This is a genomic window from Clostridium zeae (genome assembly GCF_017312485.1).
Taxonomy (GTDB): domain Bacteria; phylum Bacillota; class Clostridia; order Clostridiales; family Clostridiaceae; genus Clostridium_AR; species Clostridium_AR zeae.
Genome location: NZ_BMBA01000001.1, coordinates 1,515,883 through 1,536,496 on the forward strand (window position 1 = coordinate 1,515,883; position 20,614 = coordinate 1,536,496).

The window sequence follows — 20,614 nt, forward strand, 5'->3', positions numbered from 1 at the left end:
TTTATAAATGCTAATTTTATACATTGCATTTTGAAAATGTATATTAAAGATAAAACACTTCAATCTGAAATCTATTTTCAAAACTCCGCAGGTTTCTGAGAGGATAATTTGAAAATATAAGTTTAATTATGAAATGGTTCATCTATAATAAAAAAACTCTATACCTTTTAATTATGATAATATAATCAAAAGGTATAGAGTTTTTTTAAGGGCTACTTATTTTTTTTAATTATTATTAAATTTAATTTATTACTATCTAAAGTTTAAGGCTAAAAAACAAAAAAGAACTCAAATTGAGTTCTTTTTTATTTATTTAAATAATCTTTTACCATTTGACTAACAAGTTTACCATCAGCTCTACCTACTATTTTAGGTCTTACCGCTGACATAACCTTACCCATGTCTTTCATGTTATTCGCGCCCACTTCGATAGCTGCTTCTCTGATGATTTCTAAAATTTCGTCTTCACTTAACTGCTGAGGAAGGTAATTTAACAAAATCTGGATTTCAGCATTTACTTTGTCTACAAGATCTTGTCTATTTCCCTTTTCGAATTCAAGCATAGACTCTCTTCTTTGCTTGACTTCTCTAGATAGAATTTCTATAACTCGTTCGTCCTCAAGCTGTACTACTTCAGTTTTTTCAACTAAAAGTACTGCAGACCTAGCAGTGCTTAATGTTTCAGCTTTAAATTTATCTCTCGCCTTTAAGGCTTGCTTCCAGTCTTCTTGAAGTCTTTCTTTTATTGTTGGCATCATTCTACCTTCTTCCAAAGAAATTCTTACTTAAACTTTCTTTTTCTAGCAGCTTCTGACTTTTTCTTTCTCTTTACGCTTGGCTTTTCATAGTGTTCTCTTTTTCTAACTTCAGAAAGAACACCCGCTCTAGCACATTGTCTTTTAAATCTTCTAAGTGCTTGATCTAATGATTCGTTTTCTCTAACTCTAATTTCTGACATTCCTTTTTTCCCTCCCTCCGCTAGCTATATACTGTTCTAATATATCACAGCTGTGGGCTTAACAACACACGCTATATTATACAATAGAGCTTTCAATACTGTCAAGAATTTCATCGCTAATTTTACGTAGTTTTTAACCTGGAGGCCATTTTAATTCTCTTCCACCTAACACATGAAAATGCATGTGATTAACTGTTTGTCCTCCATCCTTACCACAGTTATTAACAACTCTATATCCAGAATCTGCTATGTTAAGCTCTCTTACTAGTTTATTAATAACACTGAATATATGTGCAATCACTTTATTGGTTTCATCATCAATATGATTAACACTTTCTATATGTTTTTTAGGAATCACTAGAAAGTGTGTTGGAGCCTCAGGACTAATGTCATTGAAAGCTATCACATCTTCATCTTCATATATTTTTTTTGAAGGTATCTCACCTTTTGCTATTTTACAAAAGATACAATTTTCCATAATAGTTCACCTCCTTTTAAAAACTACAAAACTCTTACCAGTTGATAGCAAAAATATCTTTCTAAATATATCTTACCACTAAAAACAGTAATTTAACCATAATATTCTAAACAAAAACTATATTATTTCTCCAATAGCATAATCATTTTTATTTTCTAAAAGCTTTGTTGGCATTATCTTACCTATCACAGAATCACAATCAAATTTTGCAACTACTTTTACATAATTTTCAGTATATCCTTCGTAATAACCTTCCATTGATTGAACTGCTTGCTCAAATAATACCTTTTGCTCTGTTTCTATTAAACCTTCGGTGAACTTACCTTCATTATATTCATTTAATTCAATTAAAAGTTTACTTCTTTCTTCTTTGATATTTCCGTCAACTTGTTTTTCCATTGTTGCAGCCCTTGTACCTTTTCTTGGACTGTATTTAAACACATGAGTTTTCGTTAGTTTAATATCTTTTAAGAATTCATAAGTTTCTTTAAATTCTACCTCAGATTCACCTGGGAAACCAACAATTACATCAGTAGTTATGGATACATCCGCAAAAGAGTTTCTTAATATGTTAACTATATCTTTATAATCTTTAGCTGTATATTTTCTATTCATTCTTCTTAAAGTTTCATCTGAACCACTTTGTAAGGAAAGATGGAAATGATGGCATAATTTTTTTAGCTTTGATATACGAGCCACTACTTCTTCAGTAAAGAATGTAGGATCAATTGAACCTATTCTTACTCTTTCAATACCGTCTATTGCTTCAATAACTTCTAATATATCCACTAAAGTAATCTTTTCTTCTAAGTCAACTCCGTAAGAAGCAGTATGTATACCTGATAGTATTATTTCCTTAAAACCATGCTCTGAAAGCTTTTGTACTTCTTCCTTTATTTTTTCAGGATCCTTAGAACAAACAGCCCCTCTAGCATATGGAATTAAACAGTAAGAGCAAAATCTATTGCAGCCATCTTGTATCTTTAAAAAAGCTCTAGTTTTATCTTGATATTCTTCTATATTTAAATCTTCAAACACATTGTTTTTAAGCACAGGTGAAACTTGGACTTGTTGTTTACCTTCATCGATAGCTTTATTTACCCAATAAACTATCTCTCCTTTGTTTCTTGTGCCAAGTACAACATCTACCCCTTCTATATTTCCAACCTCATTAGGGGCGATTTGAGAGTAACAGCCAACAACTGCAATTGTAGCAGCTTCATTTTCACGTCTAGCTCTACCAATTATCTGTCTTGACTTTTTATCACCCATATTAGTAACAGTACATGTATTTATCACATATACGTCAGCAAAAGTATCGAAATCAACAACTTCATACCCTTCCCTTATAAACTTTTCTGCCATAGCTTCTGATTCATATTGATTTACTCTACAACCTAATGTAGAAAAAGCTACTTTCATTGATCATTTCCTCCTATATCTCCAAGTTCATATTGCAATAGAGATACTGCTGTAAATCCAGCAGTCTCTGTTCTTAAGATTCTTGGTCCTAAAGTTACAATATGAGCTCCACTTTTCTTAAGATTATCTATTTCATATTCTTCAAATCCGCCTTCAGGTCCTATAACAATAGCTATATTTTTAATTGTCTTATCACCTATTTCACTTATAGCATTTCTTATTCCATAACCCGTAGCATTCTCATACGGTACTACTATCATATCCATATTACCTAACATATCAATCATAGAACCAAATTCAACAGGCTCATCTATATCAGGTATAATTGTTCTCTTAGACTGCTTAGACGCCTCTAATGCTATTCTATGCAGTCTATCAATCTTTTTAAATTCACCCTTTAACTTTACATCCACTCTACTAGTAATTAAAGGAGTAATTTTCCTTATGCCTAATTCAGTGCACTTCTGTACTATCAAATCCATCTTTGTTGATTTAGGTAAACCTTGAAACAACGTGATATTTATATTACTTTCATTATTACAACCTAATTCTTCAACGATTTTAACCTTAACGTATTGTTTTGTAATCTCTTCAATTTCTCCAAGGTATTCTTTACCTTCTAAATTGTTTATAGCTATCTTTTCTCCGGCTTCTAATCTTAGAACTCTATAAATATGCTTTACGTCATCTCCAGAAATAATAGCATGTGTATCAGTAAAGGTCTCCTTTGGTGTGAAAAATTTATGCATTCCACATTCTCCTTAAAAGTCTATTTTACTCTTGCTACAATACAGTTCCATTCTCCATCTTTGTTCACTTCAACAACTTCAAAGCCTGAAGCTTCTAATTTATCTATAACCATTTGTCTTCTATCATGGATTATTCCTGAAGTTATAAATAATCCACCTTGGTTCATTGCTTGCTTAACATCATCAACAAGTATGCATATTATCTCTGCTATTATGTTTGCTACAACTATATCAGCTTTCCCATTTACTACATCTAAAAGATTTCCTTCTAATATTTCAATATTATTTAAATTATTGAAACCTATATTTTCTTTCGCAGAGTCTACTGCTACTGGGTCTAGATCTACACCTACAACATGTTTTGCACCAAGCATAGATGCAACTATTGCAAGTATTCCTGATCCTGTACCTATATCAAAAACCACCGAATTTTCTTTCACATTTTTTTCAAGTGACTCAACACACATTCTTGTAGTTTCATGTGTTCCTGTACCAAAAGCCATTCCTGGATCTATTTCAACTACGAGATCATCTCCAGCATTTTCATACTGTTCCCATATAGGTTTTATCACTATTCTATCACCTATTTTAGTAGGCTTATAATATTGCTTCCAGTTATTAGCCCAATCTTCTTCCTTCATTTCAGTTGCTATAACTTCACCTTCACCTATATCTATTCCAGACTCTTTAAGTTCTACAAGTTTTTCTTTAATATATGTAACCACTTCTGCTATATTATCTTCATCAGAGAAATACCCCTTAACAACCGCAGCTTTCCCCTTATGTTCTAATATATTTATATCTGCAAAATCCCAAGTAAGAGGCCCTTGCTCTCTTGTTAATATGTCATTTGGATCTTCTATAGCAACCCCTTTGCAGTCTAATCCATAGAATATACCTGAAACTGGTTCTAAAGCCTCACTTTTACTTATTACCTTTATTTCTATCCATGTTCCGTTCATATAAATCAATCCTTTCTTGCTTTGGTTAATATATTTTCTATCCAAAAAATACACACAATGTACTTAAATATAGAATATTTAACAAGTATTACTTAAATAAATACTCATACTACAATCTTGAACATATACTGTCCACTTAAAACATATGTAATATTTTAATACAAAATATTAGCTTATCACAACTAATATATTTTACACTTTACCATACCTTCTGTAAATATATATAGATTAACCACCTCTTCTTAAGTTTATATTTTTAAATTTTCTCACCAGAAACCGTGAGAGTTTTAAAAATAGTTTTCTGATTGAAGTAATTCATCTTTAGATGAACCACTTCATCTTAAATTTATAGTTCATTTGAGGTTCAAAATATATTTAGTTACGAAATAGCACCTATTTAAACCTTTTCGTAACTTACCCTTACCAAAAAACAACTCACCTTTATATAACTATTTGCATATCATAACAAGTAAATATTTCGTAATAGGTGGTAGATAACATGAATTGTTATGAAGCAATGAAAAGAATAATTGAAATTGATTCTAAGATGTTCGATTTAGGAAAATTATTAGCTAGTGCTAAAAATCCTGCTGATAAGGATAGATATGAAAAAAGTATCGATGTTTTAGAAATGGAATTTCTAAAACTAAAGCATCAATTAGAAGTCACTGAATTAAATACTAATATTCTTCTATAAATTTATACAACTCCCCAATACCTCCCTAAAACTAATTTTTCAAATGATCTTTTATTCAAATAATTATAAAAAATTATGCTATGTTTAAAGATATTGTTAAAATTAAGTGGTTAGGTTGTAGACTCTATATGCGTGAGCTCATTAAATCATCGGATAACTAACCACTTAATTTTAGTACAGCCTTTTAACAGAGCAAAAATCTAAAAGCCAAGAATACTAAATTGTATTCTTGGCTTTTTAAAAAGGCTTTCTATCCGAATATTTTTCCCATAAAACCTTTTTTATCTTTGTCTTTGTGATCTTTGTTCTCATTGGAATCATGCTGAATCTTTTCTCCTGATGCTTCTAAGAACATATTTAGAGCTTCTTTTTGTTTTTCATTAAGGCTCTTAGGAATATCAACTATTACATTAACATATTGATCTCCTCTTCCTGATGAATTAACTCTAGGAACACCTTTAGCTTTAAGTCTAAACAAAGTTCCAGGTTGTGTACCAGCTGGTACTGTGTACTTAACATCTCCGTCAACAGTAGGAACCTTTATTTCTGTTCCCATCGTCGCTCTTATCATATCTAAGTGATAATCTAAGTAAATATCAAAACCTTGTCTTTTAAACACCTTAGAAGGAGCTACGTTGATTCTTAGATACAAATCTCCTGGAGCACCATTGTTATCACCATGTTCTCCTTGTCCTCTTAGCGGCATTACATTGCCAGTATCAACCCCTGCTGGAACATTAACTTTTATCTTTCTTGTTTTTCTAACTTTACCTTTTCCTCTACAGTCTGGACATGGATCTTCAATCACATGACCTTTTCCTCCACACTTGTCACAAGCGGATTGAGAAACAAAGTTACCAAAAGGAGTTTGTCTTTGTGCTCTTATTTGTCCAGTACCACCACATTTAGAACATGTCTTTGGTGATGTTCCTGGTTTTGCTCCTGAACCTCTACAAGTTTCACAATTTTCACTTCTAGTTATAGATATCTCTTTTTCCATACCAAAAACAGCTTCTTCAAAAGAAAGATTAAGAGTATATTCTATATCATTACCTCTTTGTGGACCGTTTCTTCTAGCTCCACCGCCGCCAAAACCTCCACCAAAGATACTTTCAAATATATCACCAAATCCACCACCAAAATCGAATCCATCAAAACCTGATGCACCACCACCTGCATTAAAGTCTGTTGTTCCAAATTGGTCATATTGAGCTTTCTTCTGAGGATCACTTAAAACTTGGTAAGCTTCATTTAATTCTTTAAATTTTTCTTCAGCCTCATGATCACCAGGGTTTCTATCTGGATGATATTTTAGAGCTTGCTTTCTAAATGCTTTTTTTATTTCATCATCACTTGCACCTTTTTCAAGCCCAAGTACACTGTAAAAGTCTTTGCCTGCCAATTATCTCCACCACCTAAGTTATAATATTAAAGGGAAGACGAGTTGCCTTCCCTGTCATATTATATATTAAATACTCGCTTTGTTACAACTATTTATCTTCATCAACCTTGAAGTCAGCATCTACTACATTGTCATCATGAGCAGCTCCTGTGTTTGCTCCGCCTGCATTAGCAGCATTCGGATCAAATCCAGCACCACCTTGTGCATTTGCATCACCATATATCTTAGATGAAATAGCATAGAATTCTTGAGTTAAATCTTCTGTAGCTTTCTTTATAGCTTCTATATCTTCTCCATCTTTAACCTTCTTAACATCTTCAAGTTTAGCTTGTATCTTAGCCTTATCTTCAGCAGAAACCTTATCACCTAATTCAGTTAAAGTTTGTTCTGTTTGATATACAACTTGATCTGCATTGTTCTTAACTTCTATTGATTCTTTTCTCTTTTTATCTTCTTCTGCAAATCTTTCAGCTTCCTTAACTGCCTTATCAATTTCATCATCACTTAGGTTAGTTGAAGCAGTTATAGTTATATTAGCTTCTTTTCCAGTTCCTTTATCAACTGCAGATACCTTTACGATACCATTAGCATCTATATCAAAAGTAACTTCTATTTGAGGAACTCCTCTTCTAGCTGGAAGTATTCCTGATAGCGTAAATCTACCAAGAGTCTTGTTGTCAGCTGCCATTTGTCTTTCACCTTGAACAACATGTATTTCAACTGATGTTTGGTTATCTGCTGCAGTTGAGAATACTTGACTCTTTCTTGTAGGTATAGTTGTATTTCTTTCTATTAATGGAGTTGCTACTCCTCCTAATGTTTCTATACCAAGGCTTAATGGAGTTACATCTAGAAGTAATACATCCTTAACATCTCCAGTTAATACACCAGCTTGTATAGCAGCACCTACTGCAACACATTCATCTGGGTTAACTCCCTTTGAAGGTTCTTTTCCTGTAAACTTCTTAACAGCTTCTTGAACTGCTGGTATTCTTGTAGAACCACCAACTAATACTATCTTATCTATATCATTTAAGCTTAATCCTGAGTCAGCTAGTGCTTTTCTCATTGGCTCTATTGTTCTTTCAACTAAGTCGCCAGTTATTTCATTGAATTTAGCTCTTGTAAGAGTTAATTCAATATGTTTTGGACCTGTAGCATCAGCTGTTATAAATGGAAGATTTATTATAGTTTGAGTTGAAGACGAAAGCTCTATCTTAGCTTTTTCAGCTGCTTCTTTAAGTCTTTGTAAAGCCATCTTATCATTTCTTAAATCAATTCCATGTTGTGATTTAAAATCAGCTGCTATATAATCTATAATCTTTTGATCAAAGTCATCTCCACCAAGGCGAGTATCTCCGTTTGTCGCTTTAACTTCAAATACTCCATCACCAAGTTCAAGTATTGATACGTCGAAAGTACCACCACCTAAGTCATAAACAAATATTTTATGACTATGGTCTGTCTTATCAAGACCGTAAGCTAATGATGCTGCAGTTGGTTCGTTTATTATTCTTAAAACTTCAAGACCAGCTATCTTACCTGCATCTTTAGTCGCTTGTCTTTGTGAGTCATTGAAATATGCTGGAACCGTTATAACTGCTTGAGTTACAGTTTCTCCCAAGTATGCTTCAGCATCAGCCTTTATCTTTTGAAGAACCATAGCTGATATTTCTTGTGGAGTATAGTCCTTACCATCAATAGTAGTCTTATGGTTAGTTCCCATATGTCTCTTTATTGATATTATTGTTTTATCTGGATTTGTAATCGCTTGTCTTTTAGCTACTTGACCAACTAATCTTTCTCCGTTAGCTTGGAAAGATACTACTGAAGGAGTTGTTCTTGCACCTTCTGAGTTTGCTATAACTACAGGTTCTCCTCCTTCCATAACAGCTACACAAGAATTAGTTGTTCCTAAATCGATACCTATAACCTTTGACATTTGCTATTTCCTCCTCATTAATCACGAATTTAATTAATTTATTCAAATAAAAGTATGTTTACTAGTTTGCTACTTTAACCATAGTGAACCTAAGAACCTTGCTACCTTTTTTATAGCCTTTTTGAAAGACATCTGCTATGGTGTTGGCACCTAAATTTCCATCTTCTATATGCATTACTGCTTGATGTAAATTCGGGTCAAATTCACCGTTAGCTTCTATTTCCTCTACTCCTAGTTTTTCAAAGGCATTTTTGAACTGCCTTACAGTCATGTCTACACCCTTTTTAAGGTCATCAACACTTCCATCAACAGTTACAGCTCTTTCAAGATTATCTAATACTGGGAACATTTCTTTAAGTACGTCCTCACAAGCATCAGTATAAATACCTTCTTTTTCTTTAGAAGTTCTCTTTCTAAAGTTTTCATACTCTGCATTTAATCTTAAAAGTCTTTCTTTTAATGCATCTAATTCATTGTTTAATTTCGAGTTTTCATTCTTAAGTTTTGTTATTTCATCTTTAAAAGATGTAACATTGTCGTTACTACTTTCAAATTCAATATCTTCTAAAATCTCACCTTCTAGAACTTCTTCTAGAGTATCTTTTTCTTCTAAATTTTCATTTTCAACTTCTGAAGTATTTACATCTTCTTGTTCATTGATATTTTCGTTATTCACTTCTTTCATATCTTGTTACTACACCTCATCTCTTTTTTATGAAATAGGTTTTTCTTAATATATCAAACCCATTGCTATTCTTTACTTTATACTATAAAAATATAATTATTTATATTTATTTCAAGCGTTGATTCTTAAGCGACTCATTAAGTTCTTTCATAACTTCAGCCATAATGGATAATACCTTAGGATAGTTGATTCTTGTAGGTCCAATTAAAGCAATGGTCCCAGTATTTTTACCACCTAAGGTGTATACAGCAGAAATTACGCTGCAATCTTTTGCCTCAGGAAGATAATTTTCGTCACCTATTCTTATAGAAATATTATCATCACTTACTATCAATTTAGAAACATTGTCCTTATCATAAAGAAGAGATAATATCTCCTTAGCTTTTTCTATATCATTGTACTCAGGATAGTTAAATATGTTAGTTGTACCTTCCATAAATACTTCACCTTCAGATGTATTTAAGGTTTCATACAATGCTGGTATCAATGCATTAAATATTTCATCAAAACCTAACAAATCTTTTTTTAGCTTGTTAATAGTAACTAAGTTTATTTGTTCTATAGTTAGATCTTTAAGTCTTATATTCAATATATCGTTTATCTTTGATAATGTTTCTAATGTAGGTATATTAGTTACCTTAATAAGACTATTTTTTATAGCTCCGCTATCAGTAACAATAACACAAAGAAGGTTAAATTGATCTACAATCATAAGTTGTATAGACTTTATAACACTTTTCTTAACAGAAGGTGCATTTACAACGCAAGTAAGCTTTGTTAATTGTGATAAAAGTGTACTTGCTTGCTTTATCATTCTATCCACTTCAAAAAGAGCAGAATCTATAAGATATTTCTTAATTAGAAGTTCTTCTTCTAAACTAACACCCTGAAATTCCATTAATTTATCAACATATAATCTATATCCTTTACTTGATGGAATTCTACCAGCAGATGCATGAGGTTGCTCAAGATATCCTAACTCTTCTAAGTCAGACATTTCATTTCTGATTGTAGCTGAACTTATTCCTAAATCATATTTTTTAGCGATAGTTCTTGATCCTACTGGTTCTCCAGTCATTATATAGTCATTTATTATTGCCTCAAGAATTTTAATTTTTCTTTCATCTATCACTAATATCACCTCTTTTGTTAGCACTCACTTAAGTCGAGTGCTAATGACTACGATTTAAATATATTATTTATATAATTTTTTGTCAATTTGAATTAAGTTAATAAATCTATAGATTAAATTAATTTGAGCTATTATTTACAGATTTACTCTTATATTCTCACAATTCCTCTTGATTTCTCCTAAATGCTTATTTTGTAAAAATCAATGATATTTTTTTATTACCTATCCTCACTTTCTAATCTATATTTTTTATATATACTTATAACTATATTTCTTATCTACAAGCACTTATCTGCTCATAATCAACTTAATATCCCCATTTTCTCTCCACAAAATTCAAAAGAATGTATGAATTTATATAGCATATGAATTCATACATTCTTTTATATTTTAACAGCACCTATATTTTTTATTTAATTTAACATAAAATCACTCATAACATAATTTGATAGTTCTATTCCTTTTTCACTTAAGAAAATCATACCACTTTCTCTTATTAAAAGCCCTTCTTTTACATGTTTATCTATAACATCTTTAAAAACATCATCTATAGAAATCTTAAATCTTTTCTTAAACTTATCCTCTGATATTCCTTCTAATTTCCTTAGTCCCATAAACATAAATTCTTCAATATTATCTTCTGATGAATTTTTTATTACTTCTTCATATTCTTCTAAATTCTTTTCAATTGCTTCCATATATTTGTTCATATTGGATAAATTTTTATATCTTATTCCACTTATATATGAGGACGCCCCTGTACCGCAGGCTATATAATCTTCTAAATTCCAATATACTAAGTTATGTTTGCATTCTTTTCCTTCCTTAGCATAATTAGAAATCTCATACCTATCGTACCCACTATCTTTTAATAACGAATGTGTCAAATCATTCATCTCTCGTTCTTGATCTTCTGTTGGAAGATTTAGTTTATTTTGCTCGTACCATCTATAAAAAACCGTATCTTCCTCTACTATGAGGCTATAAGCTGATATGTGCTCTGGATTTAATTTTATTATCTTACTTAGGCTTTCCTTCCATTGGTCAACCTTTTGACCAGGAAGCCCGTACATAAGATCCACATTTATATTATCAAACCCTTTGCTTCTAGCTAGATGATAGTTTTCTTCAAATTCCTTATAGTTGTGTATTCGACCTATGACAGTTAATAGATTATCTTGACATGCCTGTAACCCAAGTGAAAGCCTATTAACTTTATTTTTCTTCATAACTTCTAAAATTTCATCATTCAAGGTTCCTGGATTGCACTCAACAGTGTATTCAATGTCTTTTGAAAGATTTAAGCTTCCTATACACTTTAAAAGTTCTTCAAATAGAGGTAAATATAAATAGGTGGGAGTTCCCCCACCTATAAAAACACTTGTAATTTCATATTTTTGAGCTTTTCTATTTATTTCTTCTATAAGAGCTTTAGTATATCTCTCCATAGCTTCTTCCATACCTTGAAATGAATGAAAATCACAGTAAAAACACTTTTGTTTACAGAATGGTATATGTACATAAAGCGCTATTTTTTCCATACTGTTACCTCCAATCAAATCATCTTTAGATGCACGACTTCATAATAAAACCTATAGTTTTGATATAGGAACTTTCTAATCAACTTTTAAAACAGACATAAATGCTTCTTGTGGAACTTCAACAGAACCAACCTGTCTCATTCTCTTCTTTCCTTCTTTTTGCTTTTCTAAAAGTTTCTTCTTTCTGGATATATCTCCACCATAACATTTTGCAAGTACGTCTTTTCTCATTGCTTTTACTGTTTCTCTTGCAATAATTTTAGATCCTACTGCAGCTTGTATTGGAATTTCAAATAGCTGTCTTGGAATTATTTCCTTTAGCTTTTCAGCTATTCCTCTACCCTTATGATATGCTCTTTCTTTTGGAACTATCATTGACAATGCGTCAACAGTATCTCCGTTTAGAAGAATATCTAACTTAACAAGCTCTGAAGTTTCATAACCTTTTAGCTCATAATCAAGAGATGCATAACCTTTAGTTCTTGACTTTAGCGCATCAAAGAAATCATAAACTATTTCATTTAGAGGAATCTCATAATTGATAACAACTCTTGTTGTCTCAATATATTCCATATCAATATATTTTCCTCTTCTCTCTTGGCAAAGGTCCATTATCGGTCCAACGTATTCTGTTGGGCTTATTATAGAAGCCTTAACTATAGGCTCCTCCATATAGTCAATTTCAGTTGGCTCAGGAAGATTTGTTGGATTTGTAAGTTCTATTAATTCACCATCTGTCTTTATAACCTTGTATATAACGGACGGTGCTGTAGTAATAATATCTAGATTAAATTCTCTTTCAATTCTTTCCTGTATTATTTCCATATGTAGTAATCCTAAGAATCCACATCTAAATCCAAAACCTAAAGCAACTGAAGTTTCTGGTTCAAAAGAAAGTGCTGCATCATTTATTTGAAGCTTTTCTAAAGCTTCCTTAAGCTCTTCATACTTAGCTCCGTCTACAGGATATATACCTGAGAAAACCATAGGAACTGCAGGTTTGTATCCTGGAAGTGCAATACTAGTAGGTCGATCAGCTTCAGTTATAGTATCACCTACTCTAGCATCTCTAACATTTTTTATTGAACCGGTAACATATCCAACATCACCAGCTCTAAGTTCTGAAATAGGCATAAATCCTGGAGTAAATACACCTACCTCTGTAACTTCATAAACTTTGTTTGTAGCCATTAGTTTTATTTTAGTTCCAACCTTAACGGTTCCTTCTTTAACTCTTACATAAGAAACTACGCCCTTATAACTATCATAAAACGAGTCAAATATAAGTGCTTGCAATGGTGCCTCTTCATCTCCACTTGGTGCTGGAACTTTTTCAATTACTGAATTCAATACATCAATTATATTAAGTCCAGTCTTTGCCGATATAAGAGGTGCATCATGAGATTCAATTCCTATAACGTCTTCTATCTCTTGCTTTATTTCTTCCGGTCTCGCACTAGGAAGATCAATTTTATTTATTACTGGAACAATCTCTAGATTATTATCTAAAGCCAAATAACAGTTTGCTAGTGTCTGTGCTTGTATTCCTTGTGTCGCATCAACTACTAGAACAGCACCCTCACAAGCAGCCAAGCTTCTAGATACTTCATAATTAAAATCTACGTGTCCAGGAGTATCTATCAAGTTTAATATAAACTCTTCTCCATCTTCTCTTCTATAAACAAGTCTTGCAGCCTGCGATTTTATTGTAATGCCTCTTTCTCTTTCAAGCTCCATATTATCTAAAACTTGTTCTTCCATTTCTCTTTGTGTTAAAGTTCCTGTTGTTTCAAGAAGTCTATCTGCTAAAGTAGACTTACCATGATCGATATGTGCAACTATTGAAAAGTTTCTTATGTGTTTCTGTCTATTACTTTGCATATTCATAAACCCATCCTCAAGGAATATCCTTGGAACAGTTTTCACCCCCATGTAGATTAAATCTTGTTAAATTATATCATAGTATCCAGCTTGATTGTCAATAACTATAAAATTATGTTATTTAACCACTAATCTTATTACTAACTTTTTCATAAAAGTACTCTACACCATCGCTAATTTTATTAAAAACCCAATAGCCTTTTTCTTTTATTATGCCAAGTGACTTCAGTTTTGATCCTATGGCGTCTATATTGTAGTACTTACCATTGAACTCTAACTTGTAACTTCCATCTTCATCATGAATCTTAACCTCACAGTCATCCTCTAAAAGACCTAAGAAATCCTGTCCAAATTCATCTTTTAATTCTTTGTAATCAGCCTGTGATATGGAACTTACACCGTCTGTACCTTTGCTCAGAGAAGCTGTATTTATAATATTTATATTTATAATTCCCCACAGCATGAAGGAGATAACCATCATTACTATAATAATATTTGCTATCTTTCTCAAAAAAACACCCCCAAGATATGATTTATATCTATAAGGATGTTCAATTTTTGGAAAATTTATTCACTTATGCCAATTCATCTTATTTTTTACCATTTAAATATTCTGCAATAATTCTAGCAACATACTTTGCTGAACCTTGAGACTCTTGACTAGTATTTATATCTGAACCAATTTCTATTAAGATTGAATGATTGCTAAGATTTTGGTTAAAGGAATTCATACCTCTCTTATATGATAGTATACCTTTCGAAAATCCAGGAAAAAGCTTTCTAGCTGTTTCATTCAAACTCTCTGTTATTGCATTATTCTGCTGATAATAAGGTGTATTTTGTGCTGTTACAAACATCATCTTTGATACATTTTCACCATTTAAGTTTGTGGTACTAGAACTCTTACTTTCTGCAGAATCTCTATGGAGATCTATAATCAATTTAAAATTATTACCATATTTATTTAGATATTTCTTTACAGTTTCAGCGGATCTTAAATAACTATCATTATACACCATGCTATGCATTGTCTTATCATGGATAACTGATATCCCATAATTTTCAAGTTCTTTTTCTAATTGAGTTCCAACACCTACAACACTATACTGTTCCTCAGTGGAATCAGCACCAGCAGGCTTATATGCCTCAGTTGTATGAGTATGATATATTAAGATTTCTGGCTTAGATTCATTTAATTGTTTTTTCAAATTTGGGTTAAATGCTGCCGATACCTTTACTGGAGTTTGACTATTCGGTTGTTGCCCTTGCTGCTGCTGAAGCTCTTCTGGATTAATTTTAGCAACAGCTGCATCTGAAAGATTAAAAGGATTTATTGTAGCGAAATTTTCCTCATATTCTTTTTCATCACTGCCAATGTTTAAGAATGGTATTTCAGCAGATAATAATTTAGACGGACTTACTATATCAGAGCTAATCTTGTCATAAATACTATCTCTCAAAGATATGTTCTTAAAACTACTATTATCAGCTTGTACACTTACGCCAAAATACGGTATAGATGTTTCAATAGCCTTGATATATAGAAATGAATTCTTTAGTAATGATGTTCTTACATTAGTAAATAACATAGTAACAGCAATTACTAAGCAGATACCCATAAGCAACATAGTTTTTAATGAATTATGCTCTTTTACTCTCCTTCTATTATAATACACTATATCCCCTCCTCATATTAAATATTTATATGAGACAAGTCTATAGATTATGTTAACCTAAATTACAATTTAAATATGATTTTAGTTATAGGTGTATCACTTAATTTTAGGCTACGTTTAAAACTATTATTGAAATTAAATGGTTATGCAGGAGATGCTTAACCATTTAATTTCAACTAACTGCTTTAACAGCTCCTAGTTATTAACTCATGAATTTATTTATATCATCCATATCTAAATTAGATTGTAATGCCATGTTCAATCCGTTAGATATTATTTTCGAAACTGAATCTATAACTACATCCACTTCCTTCGGAGTAACCATTAAATCTCCAACATGCGGATTTAATAAAGACTTAATTAAATGACTTTTTTCATTTTTATCAATACTTCTAAGCATGTTATAAAACTCTCCACCTTCAGTAGATTGACTCACCATTTCATCTAAAACTAAATCCATAGCATCATTTACTATTGTAGCGGCATCAACTACAGTAGGAACTCCTATTGCTATGACCGGAATGCCTAAGTTTTCTTCATTAATCTCCATTCTCTTGTTGCCAATCCCAGCGCCTGGAGAAATTCCAGTATTAGCAATTTGTATAGTTCTGTTAACTCTTCTTATACTTCTTGAAGCTAATGCATCTATACATATAACCATATCAGGTTTTATTTTATCTGCTACTGCTTTAATTATTTCCCCAGTTTCTATACCAGTAATGCCTAGAACTCCTGGAGCTAGAGCACATACAGGTCTTACTGATTCGTCAATAGAATCTGGCATTACAGCTTTTAAGTGTCTTGTAATCATTAGTTTTTCTACAACCTTTGGGCCTAGAGCATCGGGAGTTACCTTCCAATTTCCAAGTCCAACTACTAGCGCAGTCTTAGAAGTATTTGAACCAATCAATTTTTGCATACTATTATTTAACACTTCAGATACATCATCCATTATTTCTCCATCATAATGGGTAAATTCTGGTATATCTATAGTAATATATGTACCTATCGGTTTTCCAATCTTAGCCGCACCATCTTCATTCATTATCTTAACAGTAGTTATTTTTATATTATCTATCTCTTCTTCTTCAGAAATAATCCCATCAGCTTCTCTCTTATTTATTTGCTTATATAACTCTCGTGCCTCTACAGCTAAATCAGTTCTTACGTTTATCATATAGTCACCTCTATACAAAATATTTTATACATATTTTATCCCATAAAAGTGATAATTATTAATTATATATATTTCAAAGCTGATGCTGTATTACTTCACATAAAAATCACCATATTTGAGCCATGGAGATTTTTATCTTTAATCAAATCTTGCAAATATTTTATATATGTACAAATGAATTTCTACTAGAATTAAAGTATTTTATAAAATTTACATACTAAAATTTAATCTATACTTGTTGTATAATCAAGGCTTTTGCTGATTATTAGGCACAATAAATTAATAGTTAACTTAAGGATTCTATGGCATTAAGAATAGTATATAGTTATATTTAGTAAATTGATTTTAAAATTTTTGTATAAATTTAATGTTTTTTGACAACAAATAATATGTAATAAATAACTTACGTGATGTTAGTTTTTGTATAATATTAACTGGAATAAACTAGATTGGTTGGCTTAAAAAAATAAAATAGTACTTGAATTAGCCATTTATCAATGCTATAATATCACTTGTTGAATATGAACTCGTACGCAGATTTCCCCAAAGCTGCAGAGACCCTATAAAATTGAAGGGGGTGAACATGAATGGCAAATATTAAATCAGCTAAAAAGAGAATTAAAGTTATTGAAACTAAAACTTTAAGAAATAAGATTATAAAATCTGCTCTTAAAACAGCTATAAAGAAGTTTGAAGTAGCTGCTGGCGCTAACAATGTTGAAGAAGCTAAGGTTACTTATAAGGACGCTGCAAGAGCTTTAGATATGGCTGCTGCTAAAGGAGTAATCCATAAGAATATGGCTGCTAGAAAGAAATCAAGATTAGCTGCTAAGTTAAACACTATAGCATAATAAGCTTGTAAACCGGTCTAAAGACCGGTTATTTATTTCTCTCAATATCTATTTTTGAGCTCCAGAATAAAAACTTAATTTATGCATGTTCAAAAATAACAATGTTATTATTTTCGAGCATCCATAAATTAATAGTTAGAAGCTGGTTCTCAACGAAAAAAGAAGTTAGTATTATACTAACTTCTTTTTTGTTTTAAAATACTAATACAATTTTTCAAATTAAGCAGTTATACAGGAGATGCTATATGAGCTAGCTATTAGAATTAAATGATTTTTTGCGTAAGCTCATTAAAGCATTGGATGGATAACCACTTAATTTCAGGTACTTTAATAGTGCCTTTTTATTAAACCATCAAGGTACTCATTATCATAATTTCCATCTCTGTCTTTTTGTCAAACCCAGTGCTTTTCAATTTCTTTTCTGTATCTATGCACAACTTCATACAATTATAAAGCTGCTTATATGAAAACTTTCTACTCTGCGCCATAAGCTTTTCACAAATAAAAGCTGGTCTTCTTATTTCTTTTGCTAGATCATCTTTATTTTTACCTTTATCTATTCCGAGCTTTATTTTATATAGCATAGTGAATTGAGTTTGTATAAGAGATAATATCAACATTAAATTTTCACCTTTATTTATAAGCTCATTCATTATATCTATAGATTTTTCCGACTTCTTTTGGCTTATAAAATCAACTAAATCAAAAACATCATCTTCACTTTTGTGCGGAAGCATCTTTATTATATCTTCTCGAGTAATGTCTCTTCCTTCCGTATAGCTTATTAGTTTATCAATTTCTCTCTCAATTATATTAAAGTTATTTTCAACTGCATCGCAAAAATATCTTAATTCTATTTTACCAATTGTTTTCCCTTTTTCCTCAAAGATCGAGTTGACCTTTTTATATAACTTATCGCCTTTTAATTTATCTACTTTAACAACAGTAGCACTCTTCTCCATGGTAGTTAGTTTCTTATTCCTATTAGGATTTTCTCTTTTATCGTTTTGCAGATAGTAAAGAACTAATATACAGTGAGGAGGTGGATTTTTCAAATATTCCACCAACTGATTGTAAACTTTAGTTCCTGCAGCATCAGCTTTATCTCTTAAAAAATTTGCTCTATATACTACAACTACCTTTTTATCACTAAAGAAAGGCATAGTCTCACAGGCATTCATCATTTCATCAAAAGTTGTTTTCATACCATCTAATTTCACGTAATTTAAGTCTTTGAATTGACCATCCACAGTTTTATCAATTATTTTATCTATGTTTTCATTTATTATCATTTCGTCTAATCCAACAAAAACATAACAGCCTTCTAATTTTCCTTTTTTTATAGAGTTATCTAATCCATCTAAATCAATCACTGTTATCACCTTCAGAGTCTAATATATTATCATTTAAAGCTCTAGCATCATTTTGATCTAATATAAAGCTTTTATTTTCATCAATTTTTATTATATCATAGGATTGATTACAAACATAAGGTTGATTATTAATAGTTAGAATATAACTATTTTTGTTGCTTAATATTGCTATTTCCTTTTCTTCATCTTTAGGAATTATTGTTATACCATTGTATGAATACAATTTTTTACTCTTCCATTCTATACTTTCAGTAGGATAGTAATTTTTATTCAAGATATTATAATTGTACCCTGATAAGGTCTTAGTGATTAAGGCCCTACGAAAACCTTGTTCCAGCAATACTGCTTTTGTTTTGCCATCAGTTATAATAGTTACCTTAGTTTCAAATTTGTACATTGATAAAATAACAACAAAAGCCACCATCCACAGAACATGCTTAGCTTTTTTACAACCGTTTTTGTACATGTAAAAGCATATAAGCAACAATACATATCCATATACAATACTAGGATTTATTGTTGTAATATTCAAAGAAAATTTATCAATAACTGATATACCTCCCTGTAAAGCTATTATAAATACTTTTATTATATAAGCTGTAACCTTAAGAAGCGTTCCGTTCCACATTAGCATAAAAGCTATATTTCCCAAGATTACTATAGGCGTAAATAACGGTAATAGAAAAAGATTTCCCCACATGAAATTTGGAGAAAAGTTATTTAAGGCTAAAGTAGCTACTGGAAAGGAAAAAACTTGTGCTGCTATTGAAATACAGAAAGTATCACTTAGTATTTGTGGTAATTTATAGAGTTTTATTTTCAACTTATTATAAAACAGTAATATACCTAAGGTAGACAAGTACGATAAATTAAAACCTATATCATATATGAAGTATGGTTTATAAACCAACAATAGTATAGCCGAGAAGCTTAATGCAGATATGGAATCATACTTTCTATATACCTTTTTGGAAAGTTTAAGAATAAATATCATTAAAAAAGCTCTCCAAGTTGAAGACTTTCCACCACTAAATAATGTATATATAAAGCTTAACACTAAAGCAAATTTGAAACCAAGTAGTTTTTCTATAATAGAATATATCACTGCGATATGAAAGCCTGAAACTGATACTACATGGATTATTCCATATTTACTCATAAGCACATTTTGCTCATTTTTAATGTATTTTGTGTATCCAAAGGCAGCAGAACATACTAATGCCGAGCCTTCCTCCCCTATATAGTTTTTCAATATATTATAAAAATCGTCTTGTTTAGAATTAACGCTTCCACTAAATCCATATTCTAAAAAATTATATTTTTCAACCTTAATATTTCCAACTATACCTTTTTCAATATCTGGTTCATGCCTATAACTTCCATATATCAAATACTTACTTCCATCTTTAAGGTCTGTGTTCATTCCTTCAATTTTAAAACTTTGCCTGCCTATCTCTACAATTTTATTTTTAGGATTAACAGCAATTACTTTAAATACAGTTTTATATTCAGAATCTAAGGAATAGTATATTAAGCAATTTATATATGAAGCTATAAAAAATATACAAATAACCACCATGAACTTTTTCCCATATATAATAAAATGTAATAAAAAAAATGATGCAGCAACTAACACTGCACCATAGATATTTTTTTGAATAAAATTGAAAGTTATAATACCCGTTATA

19 protein-coding genes are annotated in these 20,614 nt (G+C 31.1%); 2 read left to right on the plus strand and 17 right to left on the minus strand.

Features of this window, described 5'->3' with window-relative positions; genetic code table 11:
• Positions 1 to 305 precede the first annotated feature (305 nt).
• The 6 genes from J3477_RS07075 to prmA all read right to left on the minus strand — a co-directional run bounded on the left by J3477_RS07075 (position 306) and on the right by prmA (position 4,569).
• Positions 306 to 755: a GatB/YqeY domain-containing protein gene (locus J3477_RS07075; RefSeq protein ID WP_206868995.1), complete on the minus strand. Its 450-nt coding sequence runs from the start codon at positions 753 to 755 to the stop codon at positions 306 to 308.
• Positions 756 to 781: 26 nt separating this feature from the next.
• Positions 782 to 958: a 30S ribosomal protein S21 gene (rpsU, locus tag J3477_RS07080; protein WP_072897356.1), complete on the minus strand. Its 177-nt coding sequence runs from the start codon at positions 956 to 958 to the stop codon at positions 782 to 784.
• A 133-nt stretch (positions 959 to 1,091) separates the two neighbouring features.
• Complete coding sequence (locus J3477_RS07085) at positions 1,092 to 1,436, minus strand: histidine triad nucleotide-binding protein (protein WP_206868996.1); 345 nt, start codon at positions 1,434 to 1,436, stop codon at positions 1,092 to 1,094.
• Positions 1,437 to 1,553: 117 nt separating this feature from the next.
• Positions 1,554 to 2,858, minus strand: a complete 1,305-nt coding sequence (gene mtaB, locus J3477_RS07090; RefSeq protein ID WP_206868997.1) for a tRNA (N(6)-L-threonylcarbamoyladenosine(37)-C(2))-methylthiotransferase MtaB — start codon at positions 2,856 to 2,858, stop codon at positions 1,554 to 1,556.
• Positions 2,855 to 3,607 (minus strand): 16S rRNA (uracil(1498)-N(3))-methyltransferase, encoded by a 753-nt coding sequence (locus J3477_RS07095; protein WP_206868998.1) that lies wholly within the window; start codon positions 3,605 to 3,607, stop codon positions 2,855 to 2,857. The genes mtaB and J3477_RS07095 overlap by 4 nt, the downstream gene beginning before the upstream one ends.
• Before the next feature lie 20 nt (positions 3,608 to 3,627).
• Complete coding sequence (gene prmA, locus J3477_RS07100; protein ID WP_206868999.1) at positions 3,628 to 4,569, minus strand: 50S ribosomal protein L11 methyltransferase; 942 nt, start codon at positions 4,567 to 4,569, stop codon at positions 3,628 to 3,630.
• A 499-nt stretch (positions 4,570 to 5,068) separates the two neighbouring features.
• On the opposite strand from prmA, the gene J3477_RS07105 reads away from it, so the two are divergent.
• Positions 5,069 to 5,266, plus strand: coding sequence for a hypothetical protein (locus tag J3477_RS07105; protein ID WP_206869000.1), 198 nt, complete (start codon positions 5,069 to 5,071; stop codon positions 5,264 to 5,266).
• A 250-nt stretch (positions 5,267 to 5,516) separates the two neighbouring features.
• On the opposite strand, the gene dnaJ is transcribed toward J3477_RS07105, so the two are convergent.
• The 9 genes from dnaJ to gpr form a co-directional block, all read right to left on the minus strand.
• The gene (gene dnaJ, locus J3477_RS07110) at positions 5,517 to 6,668 is read right to left on the minus strand and encodes a molecular chaperone DnaJ (RefSeq protein WP_206869001.1); all 1,152 of its coding nucleotides are present in this window, start codon (positions 6,666 to 6,668) and stop codon (positions 5,517 to 5,519) included.
• Positions 6,669 to 6,756: 88 nt separating this feature from the next.
• Entirely contained in the window at positions 6,757 to 8,610 is a 1,854-nt protein-coding gene (dnaK, locus tag J3477_RS07115) for a molecular chaperone DnaK (protein WP_206869002.1), read from the minus strand.
• Between the two features lie 61 nt (positions 8,611 to 8,671).
• Entirely contained in the window at positions 8,672 to 9,295 is a 624-nt protein-coding gene (grpE, locus tag J3477_RS07120) for a nucleotide exchange factor GrpE (protein WP_206869004.1), read from the minus strand.
• A gap of 106 nt (positions 9,296 to 9,401) precedes the next feature.
• The gene (gene hrcA, locus J3477_RS07125) at positions 9,402 to 10,427 is read right to left on the minus strand and encodes a heat-inducible transcriptional repressor HrcA (RefSeq protein WP_206869006.1); all 1,026 of its coding nucleotides are present in this window, start codon (positions 10,425 to 10,427) and stop codon (positions 9,402 to 9,404) included.
• Between the two features lie 413 nt (positions 10,428 to 10,840).
• Positions 10,841 to 11,968, minus strand: a complete 1,128-nt coding sequence (gene hemW, locus J3477_RS07130) for a radical SAM family heme chaperone HemW (RefSeq protein ID WP_206869008.1) — start codon at positions 11,966 to 11,968, stop codon at positions 10,841 to 10,843.
• A gap of 75 nt (positions 11,969 to 12,043) precedes the next feature.
• Positions 12,044 to 13,849 (minus strand): translation elongation factor 4, encoded by a 1,806-nt coding sequence (lepA, locus tag J3477_RS07135; RefSeq protein WP_284691991.1) that lies wholly within the window; start codon positions 13,847 to 13,849, stop codon positions 12,044 to 12,046.
• 121 nt (positions 13,850 to 13,970) lie between these two features.
• Entirely contained in the window at positions 13,971 to 14,360 is a 390-nt protein-coding gene (locus tag J3477_RS07140; protein ID WP_206869011.1) for a sporulation-related protein NgaS, read from the minus strand.
• A gap of 79 nt (positions 14,361 to 14,439) precedes the next feature.
• Positions 14,440 to 15,525, minus strand: a complete 1,086-nt coding sequence (locus J3477_RS07145) for a stage II sporulation protein P (protein ID WP_206869012.1) — start codon at positions 15,523 to 15,525, stop codon at positions 14,440 to 14,442.
• A gap of 202 nt (positions 15,526 to 15,727) precedes the next feature.
• Positions 15,728 to 16,702, minus strand: coding sequence for a GPR endopeptidase (gene gpr / locus J3477_RS07150; RefSeq protein WP_206869013.1), 975 nt, complete (start codon positions 16,700 to 16,702; stop codon positions 15,728 to 15,730).
• A gap of 587 nt (positions 16,703 to 17,289) precedes the next feature.
• Between gpr and rpsT the strand changes: the two genes are divergently transcribed.
• A complete protein-coding gene (gene rpsT / locus J3477_RS07155; protein WP_128212528.1) occupies positions 17,290 to 17,553 on the plus strand; it encodes a 30S ribosomal protein S20 in 264 nt (87 codons plus the stop codon).
• Positions 17,554 to 17,897: 344 nt separating this feature from the next.
• Here the strand turns inward: rpsT and holA are convergent, their stop codons facing one another.
• Both holA and J3477_RS07165 read right to left on the minus strand, forming a co-directional pair.
• Positions 17,898 to 18,926, minus strand: coding sequence for a DNA polymerase III subunit delta (gene holA, locus J3477_RS07160; RefSeq protein WP_206869014.1), 1,029 nt, complete (start codon positions 18,924 to 18,926; stop codon positions 17,898 to 17,900).
• Positions 18,919 to 20,505 (minus strand): ComEC/Rec2 family competence protein, encoded by a 1,587-nt coding sequence (locus J3477_RS07165; RefSeq protein ID WP_206869015.1) that lies wholly within the window; start codon positions 20,503 to 20,505, stop codon positions 18,919 to 18,921. Before J3477_RS07165 ends, holA begins: the two co-directional genes overlap by 8 nt.
• Positions 20,506 to 20,614: the final 109 nt, after the last annotated feature.